This window comes from Pantoea sp. Z09 (assembly GCF_022394795.1).
Lineage (GTDB): Bacteria > Pseudomonadota > Gammaproteobacteria > Enterobacterales > Enterobacteriaceae > Pantoea > Pantoea latae.
In genome coordinates, this window is sequence record NZ_CP092373.1 from 1,809,630 (window position 1) to 1,830,403 (window position 20,774).

Consider the following 20,774-nt stretch of genomic DNA (forward strand, 5'->3'; position numbering starts at 1 on the left):
TCGGGTTATTTCAAACCGAGCTTGCGCGCCAGGCGGTGCAGGTTGCCGGGATCAACCTCGAGGCGACGCGCCGTTTCCGCCCAGACCTTGCCGCTGGTTTGATAAATTTGCTGGATATAGTCGCGCTGAAACTGGCGCGTCGCCTCGTGCAGGCTTCTCTCCGGCAGCTCGCTGGCCGTAAAGGTTGCTGGCGCGGTCGGCACCACCAGCCTGCCGCCGTCGAGGCTGAAGTGCTGCGGCAGCAAAACCACGTCCCGGCTGCGACGCTCCGCCTGCGCCATCAGGGTGGCGCGATAGATCGCATGCTCCAGCTCGCGCACGTTGCCTGGCCAGCTGGCGGCGCTGAGCTGCGCACCGGCCGCCGGGCTGAGCGCCACGCTCTGCAGGCCGAACTTGCTGCGACATTTTTCACAAAAGAAACCGGCAAGCAGCACGATATCCTCGCCGCGCTCGCGCAGCGGCGGCACAAAGAGCGGGAAAACGCTGAGCCGATGATAGAGATCCGCCCTGAATTTTCCTTCGGTAACCGCCCGGCGGATATCCAGATTGGTGGCGGCAATGATGCGCACGTCGACGGTCAGCGCCCGATCTTCACCGACGCGCTGCAGATCGCCATACTGCAGCACCCGCAGCAGTTTCGCCTGCAGAGAGAGCGGCAGTTCGCCGATCTCATCCAGAAACAGCGTGCCCTTATCCGCCAGCTCGAATTTGCCCTTGCGGTCATGGATCGCGCCGGTAAAGGCACCTTTCACGTGGCCAAACAGCTCGCTTTCGGCCACCGTCTCCGGCAGTGCCGCGCAGTTAAGGTAGATCAGCGGCGTGGCGGCACGCGTCGACTGCCGGTGCAGCGCCTGGGCGATCAGCTCTTTGCCGGTGCCGGTTTCGCCGAGGATCAGCACGCTTAAATCGGACGGGGCAATGACGCCGATCTCTTTCTTCAGATGGCGTATCGGCGCCGACTCGCCGATGATCTCCGCCTCTTCATTATCCTCAGGCCGGTGCGGCGGCGGCACGAAAGAAGAGGCGGGCTCTTCAAGCCGATCCAGCAGCAGCGCGTTGCTCAGCGCACCGCCCGTCAGGCTGGCCAGGATGCGCAGCTCTTCATCGCTGTAGGGGTCAAACTGCGCGGCGTTCATGCCGTCGAGCGTCAGCGCGCCGATCAGCGACTGACCGGAAAACAGCGGCATTCCCACGCAGGCGTGAACGTGCAGCTCCTGCTGGTCGGGGATCAGTCCGTCATAGGGGTCGGGCAGATCGCTGTCGGCGGGAAAGCGCACTACGTCACCGGCGCGCGCAATCGCTTCAAGGCGCGGATGCGCCTCCAGGCTGAAGCGGCGTCCCATCACGTCGGGCGCCAGCCCGGCGGTGGCGAGCGGGCGAAACTGCCTGTTTTCATACCTCAGCAGCGCGGTGGCGTCGCAGCGCAGCGCGTGGTGAATGGAGGTAATCAGGCGGGTAAAACGATCCCGGCCCTGCAGGCCGTTTTGAATCTCTACCGCCAGCGCGGCGAGGGATTGCACAGAGAGCGTCATGGTGTCATTTCCACACGAAGGGTAAAAATCACAATGCAACAGCGTGTCATATAAACACTGAACCCGCTGGGATTCAAACAAATCAGGCTCATCCTTTCTGGCACGCATTATGCTCATTAAAGAGACATCTTAGCCTTGTAAGGGGATCACCATGTCAGAGCTGTTGAAAGAGAAGACGTTAAGCGACCGCGAGATTGCAACGGCGGCAAAGGCGCTGCGCTGGGCCGCGTTTGGCGGCACGCGTCGCGGCATTGGGTTTAGCGGCAAGCAGACCGCGCCCGATCGCCTGCGTTTTGAAACCGACTACGAAGGCCGCAAAGCCTGGGTCGATCTCGATATTCCTTATACTCCGGTCTCGCTGATGCTGGCCGGCGCGCTGCTGTTACAGCAGCTCAATGCGTATCTCGGGTGATGCTATGGCGCATATTGATGAAGTTACCGAGGCGGTAGACAAGGCGATCGAACACAACGTTATCCGCGATATGAATATCCTGCTTTGCCAGCTCAGCGAGGATGAGGCGCTGTCGCGCGACGCGCGCTACCAGCAGCAACAGCGCCTGCGCGTGGCGGTGTTTCGCCACAGCACGGAGAAAGCTGAACTGGCCGAGCAGCGCCGCCAGTGGCTGACGCAGGGCGGCATTATCGTTTAACCGGAGGTTTATCATGGCTCATACTATTCCTGCCCATTTTGTTCACACCCGTTCTACGCCGTTCTGGGATCGCAACAGCGTGCCCAGGGCGTTGCTGACCCACCACAATACCAAAAAGGGCGTGTTTGGCCGCCTGTGCGTGATGCGCGGCGCTGTAAAATATTATGGCTTCGCCGCTGAACACGAGAGGTCGCCTGAGAGGGAAATCGTCATCAACGCCGGTCAGTTCGGCATTAGCCCGCCACAGTACTGGCATCATATCGAACTGCTGACCCCTGATACCTGCTTCAACATAGACTTTTTTGCCGATCCCGCCGCGCAGCTTGAGGGGCAGGGGATTGGCCAGGTGGTGCATCTGCCGCCGGCCCGCTAGCCGCTTCTCCTTTCAACCCGCCTTGGCGGGTTTTTTATTGCCTGTCTTATTGTCTTTAAAACAATAAATCGTCGCTTTGACCTTTTCCCTGCAATGTCATTATGACTGTTGAAAATATAAATCTGTTGCTTATCAGTAATTTAAGAGCTGGCACGGCAGCTGCATTAGCGAAGCAACAAATCACACCCGCTACGAGGCAGCTAATGAACATTCACGTTAAAAACAACATCTTTTGGGTAGGCAAACGCGACTGGGAGGTTGAGCACTTCCACGGCAAAGAGTACAAAATGCAGCGCGGCACCAGCTACAACAGCTATCTGATTAAAGAAGAGAAAAAGGTGCTGATCGACACCGTCGATCTCAAGTTCAGAACCGATTTTGTGAAAAATCTCGCGGAAGAGATCGACCTGAACACCCTCGACGCCATTGTGATTAACCACGCGGAGGAAGATCACAGCGGGGCGCTGGCGGAGCTGCTGGCGCTGATCCCCGATACGCCCATCTACTGTACGGCCAACGGCGTCGATTCGATTAACGGCCACCACCATCATCCCGAGTGGAATTTTAAGGTGGTGAAAACCGGCGACTCGCTGGATATCGGCAACGGCAAAAAACTGATCTTCGTTGAAACGCCGATGCTGCACTGGCCCGACAGCATGATGACCTATCTGACGGAGGATGCGGTGCTGTTCAGTAACGACGCCTTCGGTCAGCACTACTGCGACGAACACCTGTTTAACGATGAGGTCGATCAGCAGGAGCTTTTTGATCAGTGCCAGCGCTACTTCTCCAATATTCTGACCCCTTTTGCCCGGCTGGTGACGCCGAAGATCAACGAAATTCTCGGCTTTAATCTGCCGGTCAGCATGATTGCCACCTCGCACGGCGTGGTGTGGCGCGATAACCCGACGCAAATAGTCGAGCTGTATCTGAAATGGGCGGCGGACTATCAGGAAGATCGCATCACGATTTTTTACGACGCCATGTCCAGCAACACCCGCATGATGGCCGACGCCATCGCCGAAGGGATCCGCGAAACCGACCCGCGCGTCGCCGTGAAGGTTTACAACGCCTCGGTGCATGACAAAAACGAGATCATCACCTCCTGCTTCCGCTCCAAAGGGATCCTGGTGGGCTCCTCCACCATGAATAACGTGATGATGCCAAAAATCGCCGGGATGCTCGAAGAGATCACCGGACTGAAGTTCCGCAACAAACGCGCCTCTGCCTTCGGCTCCTATGGCTGGACCGGCGGCGCGGTCGATCGCGTCGCGACGCGCCTGCAGGATGCCGGTTTCGATATGACCATCGCCCTGAAAGTGAAATGGCGTCCCGATTTAAGCGCGCTGGAGGCGTGCCGCGAGCATGGCCGCAGCGTTGCGCGCGAGTGGGCGCTTTCGCCTCTGCCCGCTGCCGCGCCCGCCGTTAACCCTGAAACAGCGTCTGCCAGCGGCGCGGAAAAGGGCGAGGGCGCGCAGAAAATGATCTGCAGCGTCTGCCAGTGGGTCTATGACCCGGCGGAAGGCGAGCCGGGCCAGGATGTCGCGCCAGGCACCTGCTGGGAAGCGGTGCCCGACGATTTTCTCTGCCCCGGCTGCGCGCTGGGCAAAGAGGTGTTCGATCCTTATGAGGGGTAACGCGATGTCAGCAGAAATCGTTATTATCGGTTCCGGCTTCGCCGCGCGTCAGCTGGTAAAAAGCATCCGGCAGCGGGATAACGCGGCGCCGATTCGGGTAATCGCGGCGGACAGCGGCGATGAGTACAGCAAGCCGGAGCTGAGCCACGTTTTTAGCCGGCACCAGCGCGCGGAGGATCTCACGCGTCAGCCGGCGGCGGCCTGGGCGGAGTCCCAGAACATCACGCTGCTGCCCGATACGCGGGTGCGCGCCATCGACGCGGCAAATCACCTGGTCCGCAGCGACGCGGGCGACTTCCCTTACCACAAGCTGGTTCTGGCCACCGGCGCGCTGCCGATGGTGCCGCCGATTAGCGGACGCGAGCTGATGGTGACCCTGAACAGCCAGCAGGATTACCGCCGCTGCGAAGCCGCCGTGCAGCAGGCGAAGCGCGTGCTGCTGGTGGGCGGCGGACTGATCGGCGCCGAGCTGGCAATGGATCTCCAGCGCGCCGGCAAAGCGGTGACGGTGGTGGATCGCAGTACGCATCTGCTCTCCACGCTGCTGCCGCCGGAGATCGCGGCCCGCCTGCAGCACGCTTTGCTGAAGCAGGGCGCACGTTTGCTGTTTAACAACGCTCTTTGCCGCCTCGAACGTCATCAGGATGCGCTGGTGGCCTCTTTTCATCAGGGAGAGCAGCTGCGCGTCGATGCGGTGATCTGCGCCATCGGTCTGCGCCCGGATGTTGCACTGGCGCGCGAGGCGGGTTTAGCGGTGCGCCAGGGCATTGTGGTCGACGATGCGCTGACCACATCCGACGGCGATATTTACGCGCTGGGCGACTGCGCGGAAATTCAGGGAACAGTGAGGCCTTTCCTGCAGCCGACGACGCTGGCGGCAGTGACGCTGGCAAAAAACCTCACGGGCGATGCGGCAACGCTGCGGCTGCCTACGCCGTTAATCAGGGTGAAAACGCCAGATATGCCGCTGCATCTGGCGGGCGAGACGGCGGATCCCGCCCTGAACTGGGAGGTGTGCTTTTCCTCCTCAGGCATGATTGCCCGTGGCGTGAACAGAGAGGGCGATCTGCGCGCCTTTGTGGTAAGCGAAGATCATATGCCGCTGGCCTTCTCGATGCTGAAAAGCATCAGGCAGGCCGGCTAATGGCGGCGAGGCCCGTTACCGCAAAAATGCCAACAGGGCCTCGGTTAACGCCTCTGGCGCCTCTTCGGCCATATGATGGCCGCTGTTTATCCCATGACCGCGGACATCAGGCGCCCAGCGCCGCCAGATGGCGAGAATGTCACCATAAATCTGTTCAAGATCGTCCTGCTTCGACCATAAACAGAGCGTGGGGCAGCGGATCACGCGTCCGGCCTGCTGGTCCAGCGCCTCATGCTGTTTATCGATCGCTAATCCGGCGCAATAGTCTTCTATCATGCCGTGCACGATGGCGGGATCCCGTGTTGCACGTCTGAACGCCTGATACTCTTCATCTCCCATCGCCGCGGGGCGAGGACCATACCACGCATCCGGATCGGCCAGAATGGCGCGCTCCGGCTTTTCCAGCTGGGCAAAGAAAAACCAGTGATACCACTGGCGCGCAAACCTCTCGTCGCAGCGTTGCAGCGCTTCAAGGATGGGCACCGAGTCGAGCACCGCCAGCCGCGAAATCACCTCCGGGTAATCGAGTGCGGCCCGATAGGCGGTGTAGCTGCCTCGGTCGTGTCCGACCAGCGCAAAGCGCGCAAAGCCGAGGTGGCGCATCAGCTCTACGCAGTCTTTCGCTTTTGCTCTTTTTGACGAGCCGGCGTGCTCCGGCCTGTCGGCAGGTTGAGAGGAGTCACCAAAACCGCGTAAATCGGGGCAGACCACCGTAAATGACCTGGCCAGCATGGGCGCGACTTTTGACCAGGTGACGTGGGTGCGAGGATGGCCATGCAGCAGCATCACCGGCGGACCGCTGCCGCCGTAGCGCACGTTGATTACCGCGTCGGAAACGGCTATTTGTGTATGGGTAAATCCTTCAAACATGGCTGTTTTCCCGGCTGGCGTTTAAGGCGAATTATAGCCAGGCTGGCGGGGCGCGCCTTTGTCAGCTGCGTTATGCGTATACAACAGAGAGGATGCGATGGAGTTGCAGCACATGCGTATTGCCCGGCCCGTAAGCGACCTCAGCAGGAGCGGTGAGATGTATTGCGCCGGTCTCGGCCTGAAGAAAATTGGGGAGTTTAGCGATCACGCGGGGTTCAGCGGCTATATGCTGGGCCGCGACGACCTTAGCTGGCATCTGGAGTTTACCCAGTGCCACCACCATCCGGTTGCGCCTGCGCCCACAGCGGAAGATCTGCTGGTGCTCTACATTCCCCAGCTGGCAAGCTGGCAAGCCGCCTGCCTTAGCATGGAGCAGGCGGGCTTTGTCAGAGTGACGTCATTTAACCCCTACTGGGATAACAAAGGCGCCACGTTCCGGGATATTGACGGCTACAGAGTGGTTATTCAGCATATGCGCTGGGGCGAGCGGTAAGCGGAAACCGCTCGCCCTGGGCCTTAAATTTCGCTCTGCTTAATGCTGGCGACAGGCGAAAGCACATTGTCAGGCAGGGCGCGCAGCGTCTCTCCCTGTGCGACACGCGTCGGCCAGTCATGATTGGCCAGCGCCGCCTTGCCGATGGCGACAAAATCGGCGCAGGCGGCCAGCTGCGCCTCAGCCAGCTCGCCATTATCGAGGCCGCCATTCACCACCAGCACGGTGTCGGGCGCCGCCTCGCGTGCGATGTCGGCAAAGGTCTGTTCGCCGTCGCTAAAGGCTGGCTGCCACGCCTGATATTCCGTTACGTGGATATAGTCGACGCCCGCCGCCTGCAGCAGCGCAAACACCGTCGCGGCGCCTGCTTTACCCTCTTTCCACTTGTGATGGAAGTCGTTGACCTTGCCCTGGGAAATGCGCACGCCGAGGATAACGTCGGTGCCGATCCTTGCCCGCACCGCTTTAATTACCTCCAGCGTCAGGCTCAGGCGCGCCGCGATATCGCCGCCCCAGCGGTCGGTGCGCTGGTTGGTATAGTCAGTCAGGAACTGATCGAGCAGATAGCCGTTAGCGGCGTGGATCTCCACGCCGTCAAAGCCCGCCTGTTTTACCGCGCGCTCAGCGCTGGCGGCAAAGGCGTCGATCGCCGCCGCAATCTGGTCGCTGTTCATCGCCTGCGGCAGCGCATAGGCGCCCTGGCCGTGATAAAACCCAAGCTGCTGGCCGACCGGCTGCACGGCCGACGGCGCCACGGTGGTGTCGCGATAAATATTGGCCTGAGAAAGTGCGCCGCCGTGAATCAGCTGGGCAATAAAGCGCGCGCCGTCCTGTTGCACCGCCTTCACCACGTTACGCCAGCCCGCAACCTGTTCCTCGGTGACGATGCCAGGCTGAAAGGCGTAGGTCTGCGACCAGGCCTGGTCGACATAGAGGCCTTCAGAGATCACCGCGCCAAAGCCGCCGCGCGCAAAGCTGGCGTAGTAGTGCTGCACGATCTCGCCCGGCACGCCGGTTTCTGACGCAGAGATGCGGGTCATCGGCGCCACCATGGCGCGATTATTGAATAACACACCGTTAATCGTTCCGGCAGTAAAGAGTTGCTTAGCCATTTCAACAGAGTCCTCTGCATGATTATTTCAGCTGCCATTGTAGTGCCGTAAAAACGCCCGCAGAATCGCCAGTATCGACAAGCTGTATAACGGATAGCGTTATAATGGACCTGAAGAACGTTGAGATTTTCTGCAGCATCGCCGACACCGGCAATCTGACCGAGACGGCGCGAAGGCGTAACGCAACGGCAATGACCATCTCCCGCCGTCTGGCGCAGCTGGAGAGCGACCTGGGCGTGCGGCTGTTTCAACGCACCACGCGCGCGGTGGCGCTAACCAGCGAAGGAGAGGCATTTCTGCCCTATGCGCGCATGATGCTGGAGGCGGAAGAGTCGGCCAAAAGCCTGTTTAACGGCGAGACGCAGGGCGCCAGCGGCATACTGCGCGTCACGTCAGCCTCAGAGTTTGGCAAGCGTTATCTGCTGCCGCTGCTGCCGGCGCTGATGGAGGCGAACCCGGCGCTGCGGGTGGAGTTGAACCTGAGCGATAGCCTGGTGGATATCGTCGGCCAGGGCTATGACATGGCGCTGCGCCTCGCGCCGCTCAAGGATTCGACGCTTATCGCCCACAGGCTGGCCAATAACCCGCGCATACTCTGCGCCGCGCCCGGCTACCTGGCGCGCTTCGGCCAGCCCGCCTCGCTTAACGATCTCGCGCAGCACCGCTGCCTGAAGATTTCTGGCGTCGCCCACTGGATGTTTGAGCAACAGGGGCAAGTGGTGAACTGCCCGGTCAGCGGGCGCTTTAGCTGCAGCAGCGTCGAGGGCGTGCGCGATATGTGCGTGGCCGGCATCGGCATCGCCCAGCTGACGCTGCTGGATATTCGCGACGAGCTGCGCAGCGGCGAGCTGGTGGAGATTTCGCTCACAGACGCCGCACGACACGCGCTGGCGGTCTGGGCGCTGCTGCCGACGCGCCGCTATATGCCGTATCGGGTGACCCTGCTGTTGCAGGCGCTGAAAGAGGCGTTGCGCGACGGGTCAGGTTTAATGCAACGCGTTTCCGGCTAAACCGGAAAGGCTGGCTGAAGCTGAAGCCGGCGCTGCGTTATTTATCATTCGGCAGCGCGCTTCTGAAGCGGGCAATATTCCTCTTAATGATTCGTGTAAATCGTACTTTCGATCGTTTTATTTTTTTTCAATAAATTTGCCGTTCATTCTGCCGCTTTGCGATAGGTCGACGTAAAGCTCTCTTTCATCAAAAAATTACGAAAGATAATCGTTTATTATTTGAAACAGGATGTTTCTGATTGTTTCGGGGGTATTATGATTTCCAGACGTTACTAATAGTTACCATTAATTTATATAAAGTATTCGATGATGGCCAAAACATGGATGTTACTGGCGCTCAGCGCCAGCTTTTTCAGCACGTTTCTTATTGCGGCGCCGTTAAGCCCGGCCGACCGCGACGCGATTCAACTGCAGCAGCAGCAGCGACTGGATCAGGATCAGCAGCAGCGCGATGCCCTGTGGCACGCGGCGTCACCTCCGCGCGCGCCCGCTGCGACCGCTTTGCCCTCCGGCCGCTGTTTTCCAGTTCACACTATCGTTATTCGCAACGCGTCGCTGCTGTCTGACGCCCAGCGCAAGACGTTAACCGCGCCCTTTATTCATCGCTGCCTTAACCTGACGGACATTAATGCGCTGGTGCATGCTATTTCCGACTGGTATATGCAGCGCGGCTATATTACCAGCCGGGCGTTTTTAACCGAGCAGGATCTCTCCACGGGCGAACTGATTATTCCGGTACTGGAAGGGAAGCTGGATGAGATCCTCCTTGAAGGCCAGCATCCGCGCGTGCTGGCAATGACCTTTCCCGGTCTGGAAGGCAGCATCCTCAACCTGCGCGATATCGAGCAGGGCATGGAGCAGATTAACCGGGTGCGCCGCACGCCGGTGCAGATTGAGATCCAGCCCTCGCCAAAAGCGGGTTACTCCGTAGTCAATCTCACGGCAAAACCGGAATTTCCCCTTAGCGCTTCAGCCGGGTTTGATAACAGCGGGCAGAAAAGTACCGGTGTTGGCCAGCTCAGCGCATCGCTCACCGGCAATAACCTGCTGGGGCTGGCGGACCGCTGGTTTATTAGCGGTGGACGCAGCGGCGCCTTCAGCGACTGGCGCGACGCGCAGAACCTGCAGGCGGGCGTTAGCGTGCCGTACGGCTACGGCCTGCTCGACTACAGCTACAGCTGGAGCAGCTATCACAGCAGCTTCGTCAACAACGGCTTCACATGGCTAAGCAACGGCGACAACGTTGCGCACCGCCTCAACGGCTCCTGGGTGCTGTTCCGCAACGGCGATATTAAGAGCGGCGTGCAGCTCGGCCTGAACCACTACAGCAGCCATAACTACCTCAACAGCACGCTGCTCTCCAGCAGCAGCCGCAAAATCACCAGCCTGCAGCTCGGGCTGAACCACACGCAAAAACTGTTCGGCGGCGTGGCGACGCTCAACCCAACCTTGAGCCGCGGCATGTCCTGGTTTGATGCGGAAAGCGACGCGGGCAAAAGCCGCGAACTGCCGAAGGCGCAGTTCCGCAAGTGGAGCATTAGCGGCAGCTTTCAGCGACCGCTGACAGACGGCTTCTGGTGGCTCAGCAGCCTCTACGGCCAGTGGTCGCCCGATCGGCTTTACGGCAGCGAGCGGCTGACGCTCGGCGGCGAAAGTTCGGTGCGCGGTTTTAAGGAGCAGTATCTCTCGGGCGATATCGGGGGCTATCTGCGCAACGAGCTGAGCTACCGCCTGTTTACGCTGCCTGTGGTCGGCGAGGTCAGCGCGCTGGCGGCTGTAGACGGCGGCTGGCTGAAAAGCGACGCGCAGGATCGCGACGCCACCGGCACGCTGTGGGGCAGCGCGATCGGGCTCGGCACGCAAGGCCGTCACGTCTACACCCAGTACACCCTCGGCATTCCCCTTAGCTATCCCGGCTCTCTGCAGCCGGATCGCGTCAGCATTTACGCCCGCGTTGGGCTGGTTTTCTAAGAGACAAAGATTATGGACGATCGTCAACCTGTTACCTTTAAACGTCGGGCGCTGAGCTATTTCATCTGCTCACAGGTAGCGCTGCAGCCGATACTGCCCGCCGTGGCGGCGCAGATTACGCCGGTGACGCCGGGCACCCAGATGGATGCCGCCGCCAACGGCGTGCCGGTGGTCAATATCGCCACGCCGAACGGCGCCGGGGTGTCGCATAACCAGTACCAGCAGTACAACGTGGGTCAGGAAGGGCTGATCCTCAACAACGCCACCGGCCAGCTCAATCAGACGCAGCTGGGCGGCCTGATCCAGAACAACCCCAACCTGAAAGCCGGGCATGAGGCGCAGGCGATCATCAACGAAGTGACGGGCGCCAGCCGCTCCCAGCTGCAGGGCTACACCGAGGTGGCGGGCAAAGCCGCCAACGTGATGGTCGCCAACCCATATGGCATTACCTGCAGCGGCTGCGGCTTTATCAATACGCCGAACGTCACGCTCACCACCGGCAAACCGCAGCTGGATGCGAACGGCAACCTCGCCGCGCTGCAGGTGAGCAAAGGCTCGGTGATCGTCGAGGGCAAGGGGCTGGACGGCAGCGCCGCCGATGCGGTGTCGATTGTCGCGCGCGCCACGGAAATCAATGCCGGGATCCATGCGAAGGATCTCGCGCTGACGGTGGGCGCGAACCGCGTCGGCGCAGACGGTTCGGTTACGCCGATCGCCGGCGAGGGCGCCGCACCGTCGGTGGCGGTGGATACCGGCGCGCTGGGCGGTATGTACGCCAACCGCATTCGCCTCGTCTCCAGCGAACAGGGCGTAGGGGTTAACCTCGGCAACCTGGTGGCAAATCAGGGCGATATTCAGCTCGACAGCAGCGGCCAGCTCAGGCTGAACAACAGCCTGAGCAGCGGCGCGCTGACGGCGAAAGGCGCGTCGGTGGCGTTAGGCGGCGATAATAAAGCCACCGGGCAGATCGTCGTCAGCGCGCAGCAGGATGCGGCCATCGGGCCAGGCACGCTGGTGAGCGATGCCGGGATTGCCGTGTCGGCCAACGGCACGCTGACAACAAAAAGCGCCACCCTGACGGCAGGACGGGATATGCGTTTAAGCGGCGGCGCGCTGTCGGCAGACCAGGCCAGCCAGGGAAACGCCGGCGAGACGATTGTGCTGCAGGCGAAGGATCAGCTCAGCAACAGCGGGCACTTTACGACGGGTAAATCGCTTTCCGTGACGGCTCAGCGGCTCGATAACAGCGGTTCGCTTGCCGCAGCCGCAACGACAATGAACGTGGGCACGTTAAATAACAGCGCAACAGTGGCAGGCACCCGCAGCCTGCTCATCACCAGCGATCGTCTGCTCAACCAGGGGGTGCTCTCCGCGCCTGTGCTGACGATCGACAGCGTGCAAACCGATAACAGCGGCCTGCTGCAGGGCACGGATGCGCTCAGCCTCAGCGGCAGTCAGCTTAACAACCTGGCGGGCGGCTCGCTCAGCTCAAATAACGGCTTCTCGCTCCTTTTCCAGACTCTCGATAACGGCGGCCTGATCAGCAGCGGCGGGACGCTGACGCTGAGCGGACGCAGCCTGATCAACAGCGGTGAAATCAACGCCGCGAACCTGACGGCCCTCAATGAGACCATCAGCAACAGCCAGAGCGGGTCACTGCTCGCGGAGTACCGACTGCAGCTAAACAACAACGAGCTGGACAACGGCGGAACGATCGCCGCCGAGCAGGTGGCCATTAACAGCGGCGTAGTGAGCAACAGCGGCACGCTGCAGGCGAAGCAGGCGCTGGAGACGCAGGGCCAGCAGCTCGACAACCGTGGAACGGTGCTGAGCGACGGGCAGCTAACCCTCAATGCCGACCGGCTCGATAACGCAGGTTCGCTGCAGGGGCAGCAGCTAGCCATCACCACCCGCAGCGGCGTCAACAGCGGCAAGGTGCTGAGCATGGGCGACGCATCCTTAACCGCCGATCGCCTCAACAACAGCGGCAGCATTCTCAGCCAGCAGGCGCTGCGGCTGAGCAGCGGAGAAACCGACAACAACGGGCTGATTCAGGGCACCCAGGCGCTCAGCCTGACGGGGCTGCGCCTGACTAACCTGGCGCAGGGCACGGTCAGCTCAGAGAACAGTTTTGGGCTGAACCTGCCAGAACTTAACAACCTCGGCCTGATTACCAGTGGCGACACTCTGACGTTTGCCGGTGAGAGCCTGATCAATAGCGGCGAAATCAACGCGTTACAGATCACCGCAAACAACAGTCGCCTGACCAATCAGCAGGGCGCGCGGCTGCTGGCAGATAACGCCATGCGTTTTAACAACGGCAGGCTGACCAACGCTGGTGAGATCGCCGCCAGCCAGCTGAGCATTGCCGGCGGCGCAGTGGACAACAGCGGCATCTTACAGGGCAAACAGGCGCTGCTTGCGTCAGGCCAGCAGCTGACCAACAGCGGCACCCTGCTGAGCGGCGGCGAACTAAGACTGGACGCGGAGACGCTTGAAAACAGCGGCCTGATGCAGGGCCAGCAGCTGAACCTGACGGCCGCCGACTGGCAAAACAGCGGCAACGCGCTCAGCGTCGACGACGCGCAGCTAAACAGCGGCAGCCTGAACAACAGCGGCAAGATTCTGGGGCAGCAGCATATAGCGTTGCAGGCTGATAAAACCGACAACAGTGGCTGGCTGCTGGCGCAGGCGCTGACGCTGCAGAGCGATCTGGTGAACAGCGGACTTATCCAGGGCACGGACGCGCTGGGGATAACGGGCGGAGAACTCAACAACCAGCGCGGCGGAGAGCTGCTTAGCGGCGGTACGCTGACGCTGCAGGGCGATAGTCTGACTAACCAGGGCAGCCTGCAGGCGGATCGGCTCGATCTACGGTTAACCCGCTGGCAGAACGCAGGCGGCGCGCGGGCGGCTTCACAGCTTACCGCTGAGGTCAGCAGCATGCTGAATAACAGCGGTTCGCTGCTGAGCGAAAACCGCGTTGACCTGACAGGCGGCGAGATCCGCAACGGCGGGACGCTGGCGGCGGAGTGGCTTGGCGTCACGGCCGCGACCCTCACCAACGCGGGCCTGCTGCAGGGCAACAGCGCGCTCACCCTCAGCAGCGCCGCGATCGCCAACCAGGCTGATGGCCAACTTATCAGCGGCTCATCGCTGTCGCTCTCGCCGTTGACCCTGAGCAACAGCGGACTGCTGCAGATCGCTGGCGATTTCGATCTGAACGGCGGCGACTTCAGCAACAGCGGCACGGTGACGGCGGTGAATATCGCTACTACGCTGACCGGCTCGCTGAACAACCGTGACAACGGGCTGCTGCTGGCGCGGCAGCAGGCGACGCTGCACGCCGCCACGCTGGAGAACAGCGGGTCACTGGCCGCGCAGCAGCTTGCCACGTCCGGCGATACGCTGACGAATCGCGGCCTTATGCAGGGCGAGGCGACACTCTCGGCTGATTTTGCTCAGCTAAACAACCTGAGCGCGGGCACGCTGCTGAGCGGCGGCGATCTCAGGCTGCAGGCGATCAGCGGCAACAATGCCGGCGTAGTGCAGGGCAGTCACCTCAACTATCGGTTTGCGTCGCTGGCTAACAGCGGCACGGTGAACGGCATTGCCACGCTGACCGGATCGACGTCGATGCTGCTGGATAACAGCGGCACGATGGTGACGCAGGGCAGCGCCAGCCTTACAGCGGGCCGTCTCGATAACCGTGGAAAACTCATGGCGGAGAGCCTGCTGCTGCGCGGCGATACGCTTAATAACAGCGGGCTGTGGCAGGGCAGCGCCCTGCTCGACGTGCAGGCAACACGCGCGGCGACGCAGGACGTATCCGGCAAAGCGCTGAGCGGCGGCGACCTGCTGCTGGATGCGCGCAGTCTCACCACTGACGGCACGCTGCAGGGGCATCGCGCGCAGGTGAACGCAGAGAGCTGGCAGCATCAGGGCACGCTGCTCAGCAGCGGCGACCTGACGGCGTCCGTCAGCGGCGCGCTGCGCAACGTCGGGGAGATCCTGTCGCAGGGCGCTTCGCTGATCGCCGCGCAGGGTATCGAGAACAGCGGCTCGCTGCTGGCTGAGAAAGCGATGACGCTTCGGGGCGATAATCTCAATAACAGCGGCGCCGTACAGGGCGAGACCCTGACCCTTACGCCCGCCAGCGTCACCAATCAGGGCAGCCTGATCGGCCTGCAATCCTTGACGTTTGGCCCGAACGCCACCCTGCGCGGTTTGCCGTCTCCTTCCGCGCGCGTGCTGGTGAATAACACCGGCGGGCAGCTGCTGACGCAGGGGACGCTGAACATCAGCAGCGAGAACGTGACCAATAACGGCACCTGGCAGGGGCAGCACATTCTGCTGACTGCCGTGCGTCTCGCCAACGGCGGCGCGATCCAGAGCGCCGACGGCATGCAGCTCAACCTCAGCGACACGCTCTCTTCGTCGACAGGGAGTAAAATCACCGCCAATGGCGACGCCGCCCTCAGCGCGCTGGGCCTCAGTAATCAGGGGCAGTGGATAGCGAAAAACCTGACGCTGAACGGCACCACGTTAGACAACGGCGGCGACATCTCCGGCGTGAACGGACTTACGGCCATCCTCGGCGACACGCTGACGCAGCAGCAGAGCGGCGCGCTGCTGAGCGGCGGCAGGCTGGATCTGCAGGCCGCCGCCATCGATAACGCCGGACGCGTGCAGGGCGCGGAGCTGGCGCTGACCACCGGCACCCTCACTAACAGCGGGCGTCTGCAGGGCGACAACAGCCTGCTGCTCACCGCCAGCGGCCGCGTCACCAATGAGGGCCTCGGTACGCTGCTCAGCCAGGGCGGCCTGACGCTCACCACGCCGGAGCTATACAACTATGGTCTGATTCAGGGTGCAACCAGCCGCATCACCGCCAGCGGGTCGGCAACCAATGCAGGCAGAGTGCTGTCGGCGGGCGAGCTGACGCTGAACGCGCCGCAGTTCACCAACAGCGGCTGGCTGCAGGCGGCGCAGCTGACGCTCAACGCGGCAAACGTCAGCAACAGCGGCACGCTGCTGGCCGATGGTCAAAGCACGCTGACCGGCACGCAGCTGCAAAATCAGGGCACCGCGCAGGGCGGCAACCTGACGCTAAACTACGCGCAGCTCACCAATGGCGGAACGCTGCTGGGCGTGGATCAGCTGAACGTAAAAGCCGCGCAGGTAACGCAGCAGGCGACCGGCAGGCTGTTCAGCGGCGGCAACCTGCTGCTGGAGAGCAGCGGCTTCGACCAGCTGGGGCAGGTAATCGCGCTCGGCGACGCCACGCTTAAGCTGATCAACAGTTTTACCGCTCGCCACACGCTGGCGGCGGGCAAGCGTCTCAGCATCAGCAGCGACGGCGCGATTGAAAACCAGGGAACGCTACAGGGCGAAGCGCTGACGCTCAGCGCGGGCGGCGATCTCACCAACAACGGGCAGATCACGACGGGCACCGGCGACAGCAGCCTGAGCGGCAGCCGCATCAGCATGAACGGCGCGGGCACGCTGCAGGGCGGCGGCAACGTCAGCCTGAACAGCCGCAGCGACATCACTGTTGATGGCTTTACCGGCACGCTCGGCAATCTCACCCTCAGCTCTCCCGGCAGCATTATCAACGCCGCGCTGCTCTACGCCGGGCAAAACCTGGCGCTCTACGCCAACAGCATCCGCAACCAGCGCGGCGATATGCTGGCGGGCAACAGCCTGTGGATGCAGGGCGATGCGGCGGGCAACGCCAGCGGCGAGGTGATCAACACTTCAGGCACCATCGAGTCGCAGAACGGCGATATCAGCATCAAGACCGGGCATCTGCTAAATACGCGTGACGGGCTACAGGTCACCCAAACCAGCACTAATGAGCCGACGCGGGACGGCGTGGGCGATGCCACGTTGAAAATCCACATTAACGACCTGCCAGAAGGTTCTTACGGTTCCTACTCCATTACAACCGTCACCGAAAGCGGCGGCGGCTGCGCCGGGATTGACGGTGCCTGCTCTGTCCACACTAAAACGAGATATTACTATGCGCCGCTAGCGGAAGTGGCCACGCAGAAATTTGCCTTAAACAGCTCAAGCGTGGAGGTCATCAGCAATGGCGGCTCAGGGCGTATTAGCTCTGGGCGGGATCTCAGGATTCAGGCAGAGAGCCTGGATAACCAGGCCAGCACGATACTGGCGCAGCGCGACATCGCCCTGTCAGGCAACCAGCTCAATAACCAGTCATGGCAGGCGGGCACGCAGAACGATTATCTGATCTATCAATGGCAAGGCGAGTCACCCACCGTTGGCTTACCCGCCGGTTCACGCCTGCCCAATGCAGAAAGCAATTACATTGTGTACACCCTTACCGGCCATGAAACCAGCTTCACGCCTGGCGAACTCTATCGCTCGGTAATTCAGGCTGGCGGCAACGTCAGCGCCAGCTTTAGCGGCGATATCAGCAACACCGCCACCACCGCGAATGCCGGGTGGAGCGGCAATACCCTGTCCGCGCCTGCGATGGCTGGATTAGCCGCGCTGAATCAGGCAGAGGCGACTCAGCGTCAGGCGTTAGCCAACAGCAGTCAGGTCGCGGTGAGTTCACCTGCCTGGCAAGATCAGCTCGAGAACGCGCTACAGCAGGTCAATGCAGGCGTGGCGCTGGATAGCACAAAACCGGATGACGCGGCGTTAACGCCGCTGGCAGGTAAACAGCAGGGCCAGGCGGCCCTGGGCGGTGCGAGCAGCCTGGAAACAGGCAGCCTGACGCCGGTTTCATGGCAAAACGCCGCGCCCGCTAAGGTGGATACCAGCGCTTATCCTCTGCCAGCCAGCAGCAACGGCTACTTCGTGGCGGGCGACAGCGACAGCCCCTATTTAATCACCGTCAATCCCAAACTCGACGGGCTGGGTCAGCTGGACAGCAGCCTGTTTGGCGAACTGAGCGCGCTGCTGGACAAGCAGCCCGGCAGCGTCACGGCGGAAACCCGCCAGCAATATACCGACGTCAATACTTTCCTCGGATCCGCCTATCTGCTTAACCGCCTGAACCTCAACCCAGAGCGCGATTATCGCTTCCTGGGGGATGCCGCGTTTGATACGCGCTACGTCAGCAATGCAGTGCTGAAACAGACAGGCAGCCGCTATCTGCACGGCATTGGCTCCGATCTGGATCAAATGCGCTATCTGATGGATAACGCAGCGGCAGCCCAGCAGTCGCTGGGCCTGCAGTTTGGTCTGTCCCTTAGCGCCGCGCAGGTTGCCGCGCTGGATAGCAGCATTATCTGGTGGGAAGCCGCGACGATAAACGGCCAGACGGTCATGGTGCCAAAAGTGTACCTCTCCGCCAACGATGCCGAGATGCATAACGGCAGCGTCATTGCAGGCAAAAACGTCACCTTATCTGGCGGCAACATCGTTAACGAGGGCGGCACGCTGACGGCAAAAAATAGCCTGACAGCTGACAGCCAGAACCGCATTGATAACCTCAGCGCCGGCTTGATGAGCGCTGGCGGCGACCTGCAACTCAGCGCGCTGGGCGATATCAATAATGTGAGTTCAGCGATTAAGGGCAAAAAGGTCGAGCTTGAAAGCCTTGATGGCAGTATCAACAGCCTGACCACCACACAAGAGTGGAGCCTGGATGCGGGCACCAAATCCTTTAGCGAAACGCTTAACGCGCAGACGGCGTCGATCGACTCAATCGACGCCCTGAGTCTGAGCGCCGGCAATAACATCAACCTCACGGCGGCAAATCTCACCTCTGGCGGCAATATGCTGCTGAATGCCTGGAATGATATCGCCATTACCGGCAATCAGCAGGTTGAGGGGCAGTCGCAGGGCGGCGAAAAAGTGCGCTGGTACACAACCGAAAAAACCAGCAGTCAAACGGTGAGTTACGCTGGCAGCCAGCTATCGGCCGGCGGCGATTTAGCGCTGGAAGCGGGGCACGACCTGAGCGTTACCGCCAGTTCGCTGGCGGGCAAAGGCAACACGGCGCTGGCTGCTGGTAATGATTTGCTGCTGAACAGCGCGGCAACCAGCCAGAACAGCAGCAAGGGAAATAAAGAGACCCACTCCTCGGACGTTGATCGTACCACTATAACCAGCGGCGGCGACCTTTCGCTCTCTGCCGGGCAAGATCTCACCAGCCAGGCGGCAGCGATTGTCGCCGAGGGCGACGTTGGGCTGCAGGCCGGGCGCGATATCAGCCTGAACGCGGAAGCGAGCCGAGCCGGCAACAGCGAGCGCGGCAGCAAAAAAACCGTCATCAATGAGGCGGTGCGTCAGCAGGGCACGGAAATTGTCAGCGGCGGAGATATCAGCGTGAAGGCCGGTCATGATATCACCAGCCAGGCCAGCGACGTGACGGCGCAGCAGGATATTGCCTTACAGGCGGGTCATAACGTCGATCTGGGGACCGCTGCAGAAAGCGATTATTACTACAAAGAAGAGACCAAAACCAAAAAAAGCCTGTTCAGCAAAAAGACCACGCACACCATTCAGGAAGAGAGCGCCACCCGTGAAAAAGGCACGCTGCTGAGCGGTAATAGCGTCTCTGTTTCCGCTGGAAATGATCTAACGGTGACAGGATCGCAGCTGGTCGGTGACGGCAAGGTGGCCCTGAGCGCTGGCAATAACGTTGAGATTGGCGCCGCAACGAACAGCGATTCCAGCTGGCGTTTCTCAGAAACCCACAAAAGTGGCCTGATGGGTACGGGCGGCCTCGGCCTGAGTATTGGCAGCAGTAAAACCCTTCATGAGATCAAAGACAAAGGCACCACCCAGAGCCAGAGCTTCAGTACGGTGGGCAGCACCGCCGGCGATGTTTCCATTACGGCCGGTAAGCAGCTGCAGGTCAACGGGGCCGATCTTATTGCCGCTGGCAATATGGCCCTTCAGGGCGACAGCGTGGCCATCACGCCGGGGCATGACCTGCGTACGCATGATGAACGAATGGAGCAACGCACCAGCGGCCTGACGCTGGCGCTGTCAGGCGCCGTCGGTGAGGCGGTTAACAGCGCTGTCGCTACCGCGCAGTCGGCAAAACAGGAGAGTGACGGACGACTGGCCGCTTTGCAGGCGACAAATCGGTACTTTCCGGGGTGCAGGCGAGCCAGGCGAGCCAGCTTGCGCAGGTCAAGGGCGATCCTAATAACGGCGCGGGCATTAGCCTTTCGCTGTCGACCCAGCAATCGAAATCACAGCAGCATCAGGTCTCTGATTCGGTCAGCGGCTCGACCATCAACGCCGGTAAAAACCTCAGTATCGATGCGACGGGTAAAGGAAACGGAATCAACAGCGGAGACCTGCTGATTGCAGGCAGTCAGCTGAAAGCCGGCGGGGATACCTCTTTACATGCAGCCAGTGACATCACCCTGGCGGGCGCTGCCAGCACGCAACAGACAACCGGCAAGAACAGCAGCAGCGGTGGCGGTTTGGGCGTCAGCCTGGGCGCAGGTGCCGGAAGCGCAGGTCTGAGTATCTTTGCCAGCGTCAATGGCGCTAAAGGGCATGAAAAGGGCGACGCTACCCTCTGGAGTGAAACCACGCTGGACAGCGGAGGCGACCTGTCCATCACCAGCGGCCGCGATACCATCCTCAGCGGCGCGCAGGTGAACGGCAACCGCGTTACGGCGGACATCGGGCGTGACCTGACGATAACCAGTCTGCAGGACAGCGATAATTACGATGCGAAGCAGAGCAGCTTTGGCGCAGGCGGCAGTTTCAGCTTCGGCTCCATGACGGGATCGGGCTACGTCAATGCCAGCCAGGACAAGATGCACAGCAGTTACAGCAGCGTGCTGGAGCAGAGCGGTATCTATGCCGGAGAAGGCGGCTTTGACATTACCGTTGGGAGCCACACCCAGCTGAACGGCGCGGTTATCGCCAGCCAGGCGGATGCCGGCAAGAACCGTCTTGAGACCGGGACCCTGGGCTTTACAGATATGGATAATCAGGCGGATTACAAAACTGAGCATCAGGGAGCAGGGATTAGCTCTGG

12 protein-coding genes and 1 pseudogene are annotated in these 20,774 nt (G+C 61.1%); 10 read left to right on the plus strand and 3 right to left on the minus strand.

Annotated features, from left to right (window positions below; translation table 11 throughout):
* Window positions 1-5 precede the first annotated feature (5 nt).
* A complete protein-coding gene (gene norR / locus MC269_RS08645; RefSeq protein WP_239954878.1) occupies window positions 6-1,532 on the minus strand; it encodes a nitric oxide reductase transcriptional regulator NorR in 1,527 nt (508 codons plus the stop codon).
* A 151-nt stretch (window positions 1,533-1,683) separates the two neighbouring features.
* Between norR and MC269_RS08650 the strand changes: the two genes are divergently transcribed.
* The 5 genes from MC269_RS08650 to norW all read left to right on the plus strand — a co-directional run bounded on the left by MC269_RS08650 (window position 1,684) and on the right by norW (window position 5,336).
* The gene (locus MC269_RS08650; RefSeq protein WP_239954881.1) at window positions 1,684-1,944 is read left to right on the plus strand and encodes a hypothetical protein; all 261 of its coding nucleotides are present in this window, start codon (window positions 1,684-1,686) and stop codon (window positions 1,942-1,944) included.
* 4 nt (window positions 1,945-1,948) lie between these two features.
* Window positions 1,949-2,182: a DUF2526 family protein gene (locus tag MC269_RS08655; RefSeq protein ID WP_239954883.1), complete on the plus strand. Its 234-nt coding sequence runs from the start codon at window positions 1,949-1,951 to the stop codon at window positions 2,180-2,182.
* A 13-nt stretch (window positions 2,183-2,195) separates the two neighbouring features.
* Window positions 2,196-2,555: a DUF1971 domain-containing protein gene (locus tag MC269_RS08660; protein WP_239954885.1), complete on the plus strand. Its 360-nt coding sequence runs from the start codon at window positions 2,196-2,198 to the stop codon at window positions 2,553-2,555.
* Between the two features lie 203 nt (window positions 2,556-2,758).
* Window positions 2,759-4,192: an anaerobic nitric oxide reductase flavorubredoxin gene (norV, locus tag MC269_RS08665; protein ID WP_239954887.1), complete on the plus strand. Its 1,434-nt coding sequence runs from the start codon at window positions 2,759-2,761 to the stop codon at window positions 4,190-4,192.
* A 4-nt stretch (window positions 4,193-4,196) separates the two neighbouring features.
* Complete coding sequence (norW, locus tag MC269_RS08670) at window positions 4,197-5,336, plus strand: NADH:flavorubredoxin reductase NorW (protein WP_239954889.1); 1,140 nt, start codon at window positions 4,197-4,199, stop codon at window positions 5,334-5,336.
* Between the two features lie 15 nt (window positions 5,337-5,351).
* Here norW and MC269_RS08675 read toward each other — a convergent pair whose 3' ends face one another.
* Window positions 5,352-6,206, minus strand: coding sequence for an alpha/beta fold hydrolase (locus MC269_RS08675; RefSeq protein ID WP_239954891.1), 855 nt, complete (start codon window positions 6,204-6,206; stop codon window positions 5,352-5,354).
* Between the two features lie 97 nt (window positions 6,207-6,303).
* Between MC269_RS08675 and MC269_RS08680 the strand changes: the two genes are divergently transcribed.
* Entirely contained in the window at window positions 6,304-6,699 is a 396-nt protein-coding gene (locus MC269_RS08680) for a VOC family protein (RefSeq protein ID WP_239954892.1), read from the plus strand.
* 23 nt (window positions 6,700-6,722) lie between these two features.
* Here the strand turns inward: MC269_RS08680 and MC269_RS08685 are convergent, their stop codons facing one another.
* On the minus strand, window positions 6,723-7,811 hold the full coding sequence (locus tag MC269_RS08685) for an NADH:flavin oxidoreductase (RefSeq protein ID WP_239954894.1): 1,089 nt from the start codon (window positions 7,809-7,811) through the stop codon (window positions 6,723-6,725).
* A gap of 104 nt (window positions 7,812-7,915) precedes the next feature.
* Here MC269_RS08685 and MC269_RS08690 point away from each other — a divergent pair, with 104 nt between their 5' ends.
* From MC269_RS08690 to MC269_RS18845, 4 genes and pseudogenes are all read left to right on the plus strand, one after another.
* Window positions 7,916-8,821, plus strand: coding sequence for a LysR family transcriptional regulator (locus MC269_RS08690; protein WP_239954895.1), 906 nt, complete (start codon window positions 7,916-7,918; stop codon window positions 8,819-8,821).
* Window positions 8,822-9,127: 306 nt separating this feature from the next.
* Entirely contained in the window at window positions 9,128-10,792 is a 1,665-nt protein-coding gene (locus tag MC269_RS08695) for a ShlB/FhaC/HecB family hemolysin secretion/activation protein (protein ID WP_239954896.1), read from the plus strand.
* A 12-nt stretch (window positions 10,793-10,804) separates the two neighbouring features.
* The gene (locus MC269_RS08700; RefSeq protein WP_371824365.1) at window positions 10,805-20,086 is read left to right on the plus strand and encodes a filamentous hemagglutinin N-terminal domain-containing protein; all 9,282 of its coding nucleotides are present in this window, start codon (window positions 10,805-10,807) and stop codon (window positions 20,084-20,086) included.
* A pseudogene (locus MC269_RS18845) lies at window positions 20,011-20,418 on the plus strand (hemagglutinin repeat-containing protein); the annotation flags it as partial. The gene MC269_RS08700 and the pseudogene MC269_RS18845, both read left to right, overlap by 76 nt.
* Window positions 20,419-20,774 lie beyond the last annotated feature (356 nt).

Excerpts from the sequence above, each read along its gene's own strand:
- norR (WP_239954878.1), bottom strand. The coding sequence starts at position 1,532 with ATGACGCTCTCTGTGCAATCCCTCGCCGCGCTGGCGGTAGAGATTCAA.
- MC269_RS08650 (WP_239954881.1), top strand. The coding sequence starts at position 1,684 with ATGTCAGAGCTGTTGAAAGAGAAGACGTTAAGCGACCGCGAGATTGCA.
- MC269_RS08655 (WP_239954883.1), top strand. The coding sequence starts at position 1,949 with ATGGCGCATATTGATGAAGTTACCGAGGCGGTAGACAAGGCGATCGAA.
- MC269_RS08660 (WP_239954885.1), top strand. The coding sequence starts at position 2,196 with ATGGCTCATACTATTCCTGCCCATTTTGTTCACACCCGTTCTACGCCG.
- norV (WP_239954887.1), top strand. The coding sequence starts at position 2,759 with ATGAACATTCACGTTAAAAACAACATCTTTTGGGTAGGCAAACGCGAC.
- norW (WP_239954889.1), top strand. The coding sequence starts at position 4,197 with ATGTCAGCAGAAATCGTTATTATCGGTTCCGGCTTCGCCGCGCGTCAG.
- MC269_RS08675 (WP_239954891.1), bottom strand. The coding sequence starts at position 6,206 with ATGTTTGAAGGATTTACCCATACACAAATAGCCGTTTCCGACGCGGTA.
- MC269_RS08680 (WP_239954892.1), top strand. The coding sequence starts at position 6,304 with ATGGAGTTGCAGCACATGCGTATTGCCCGGCCCGTAAGCGACCTCAGC.
- MC269_RS08685 (WP_239954894.1), bottom strand. The coding sequence starts at position 7,811 with ATGGCTAAGCAACTCTTTACTGCCGGAACGATTAACGGTGTGTTATTC.
- MC269_RS08690 (WP_239954895.1), top strand. The coding sequence starts at position 7,916 with ATGGACCTGAAGAACGTTGAGATTTTCTGCAGCATCGCCGACACCGGC.
- MC269_RS08695 (WP_239954896.1), top strand. The coding sequence starts at position 9,128 with ATGATGGCCAAAACATGGATGTTACTGGCGCTCAGCGCCAGCTTTTTC.
- MC269_RS08700 (WP_371824365.1), top strand. The coding sequence starts at position 10,805 with ATGGACGATCGTCAACCTGTTACCTTTAAACGTCGGGCGCTGAGCTAT.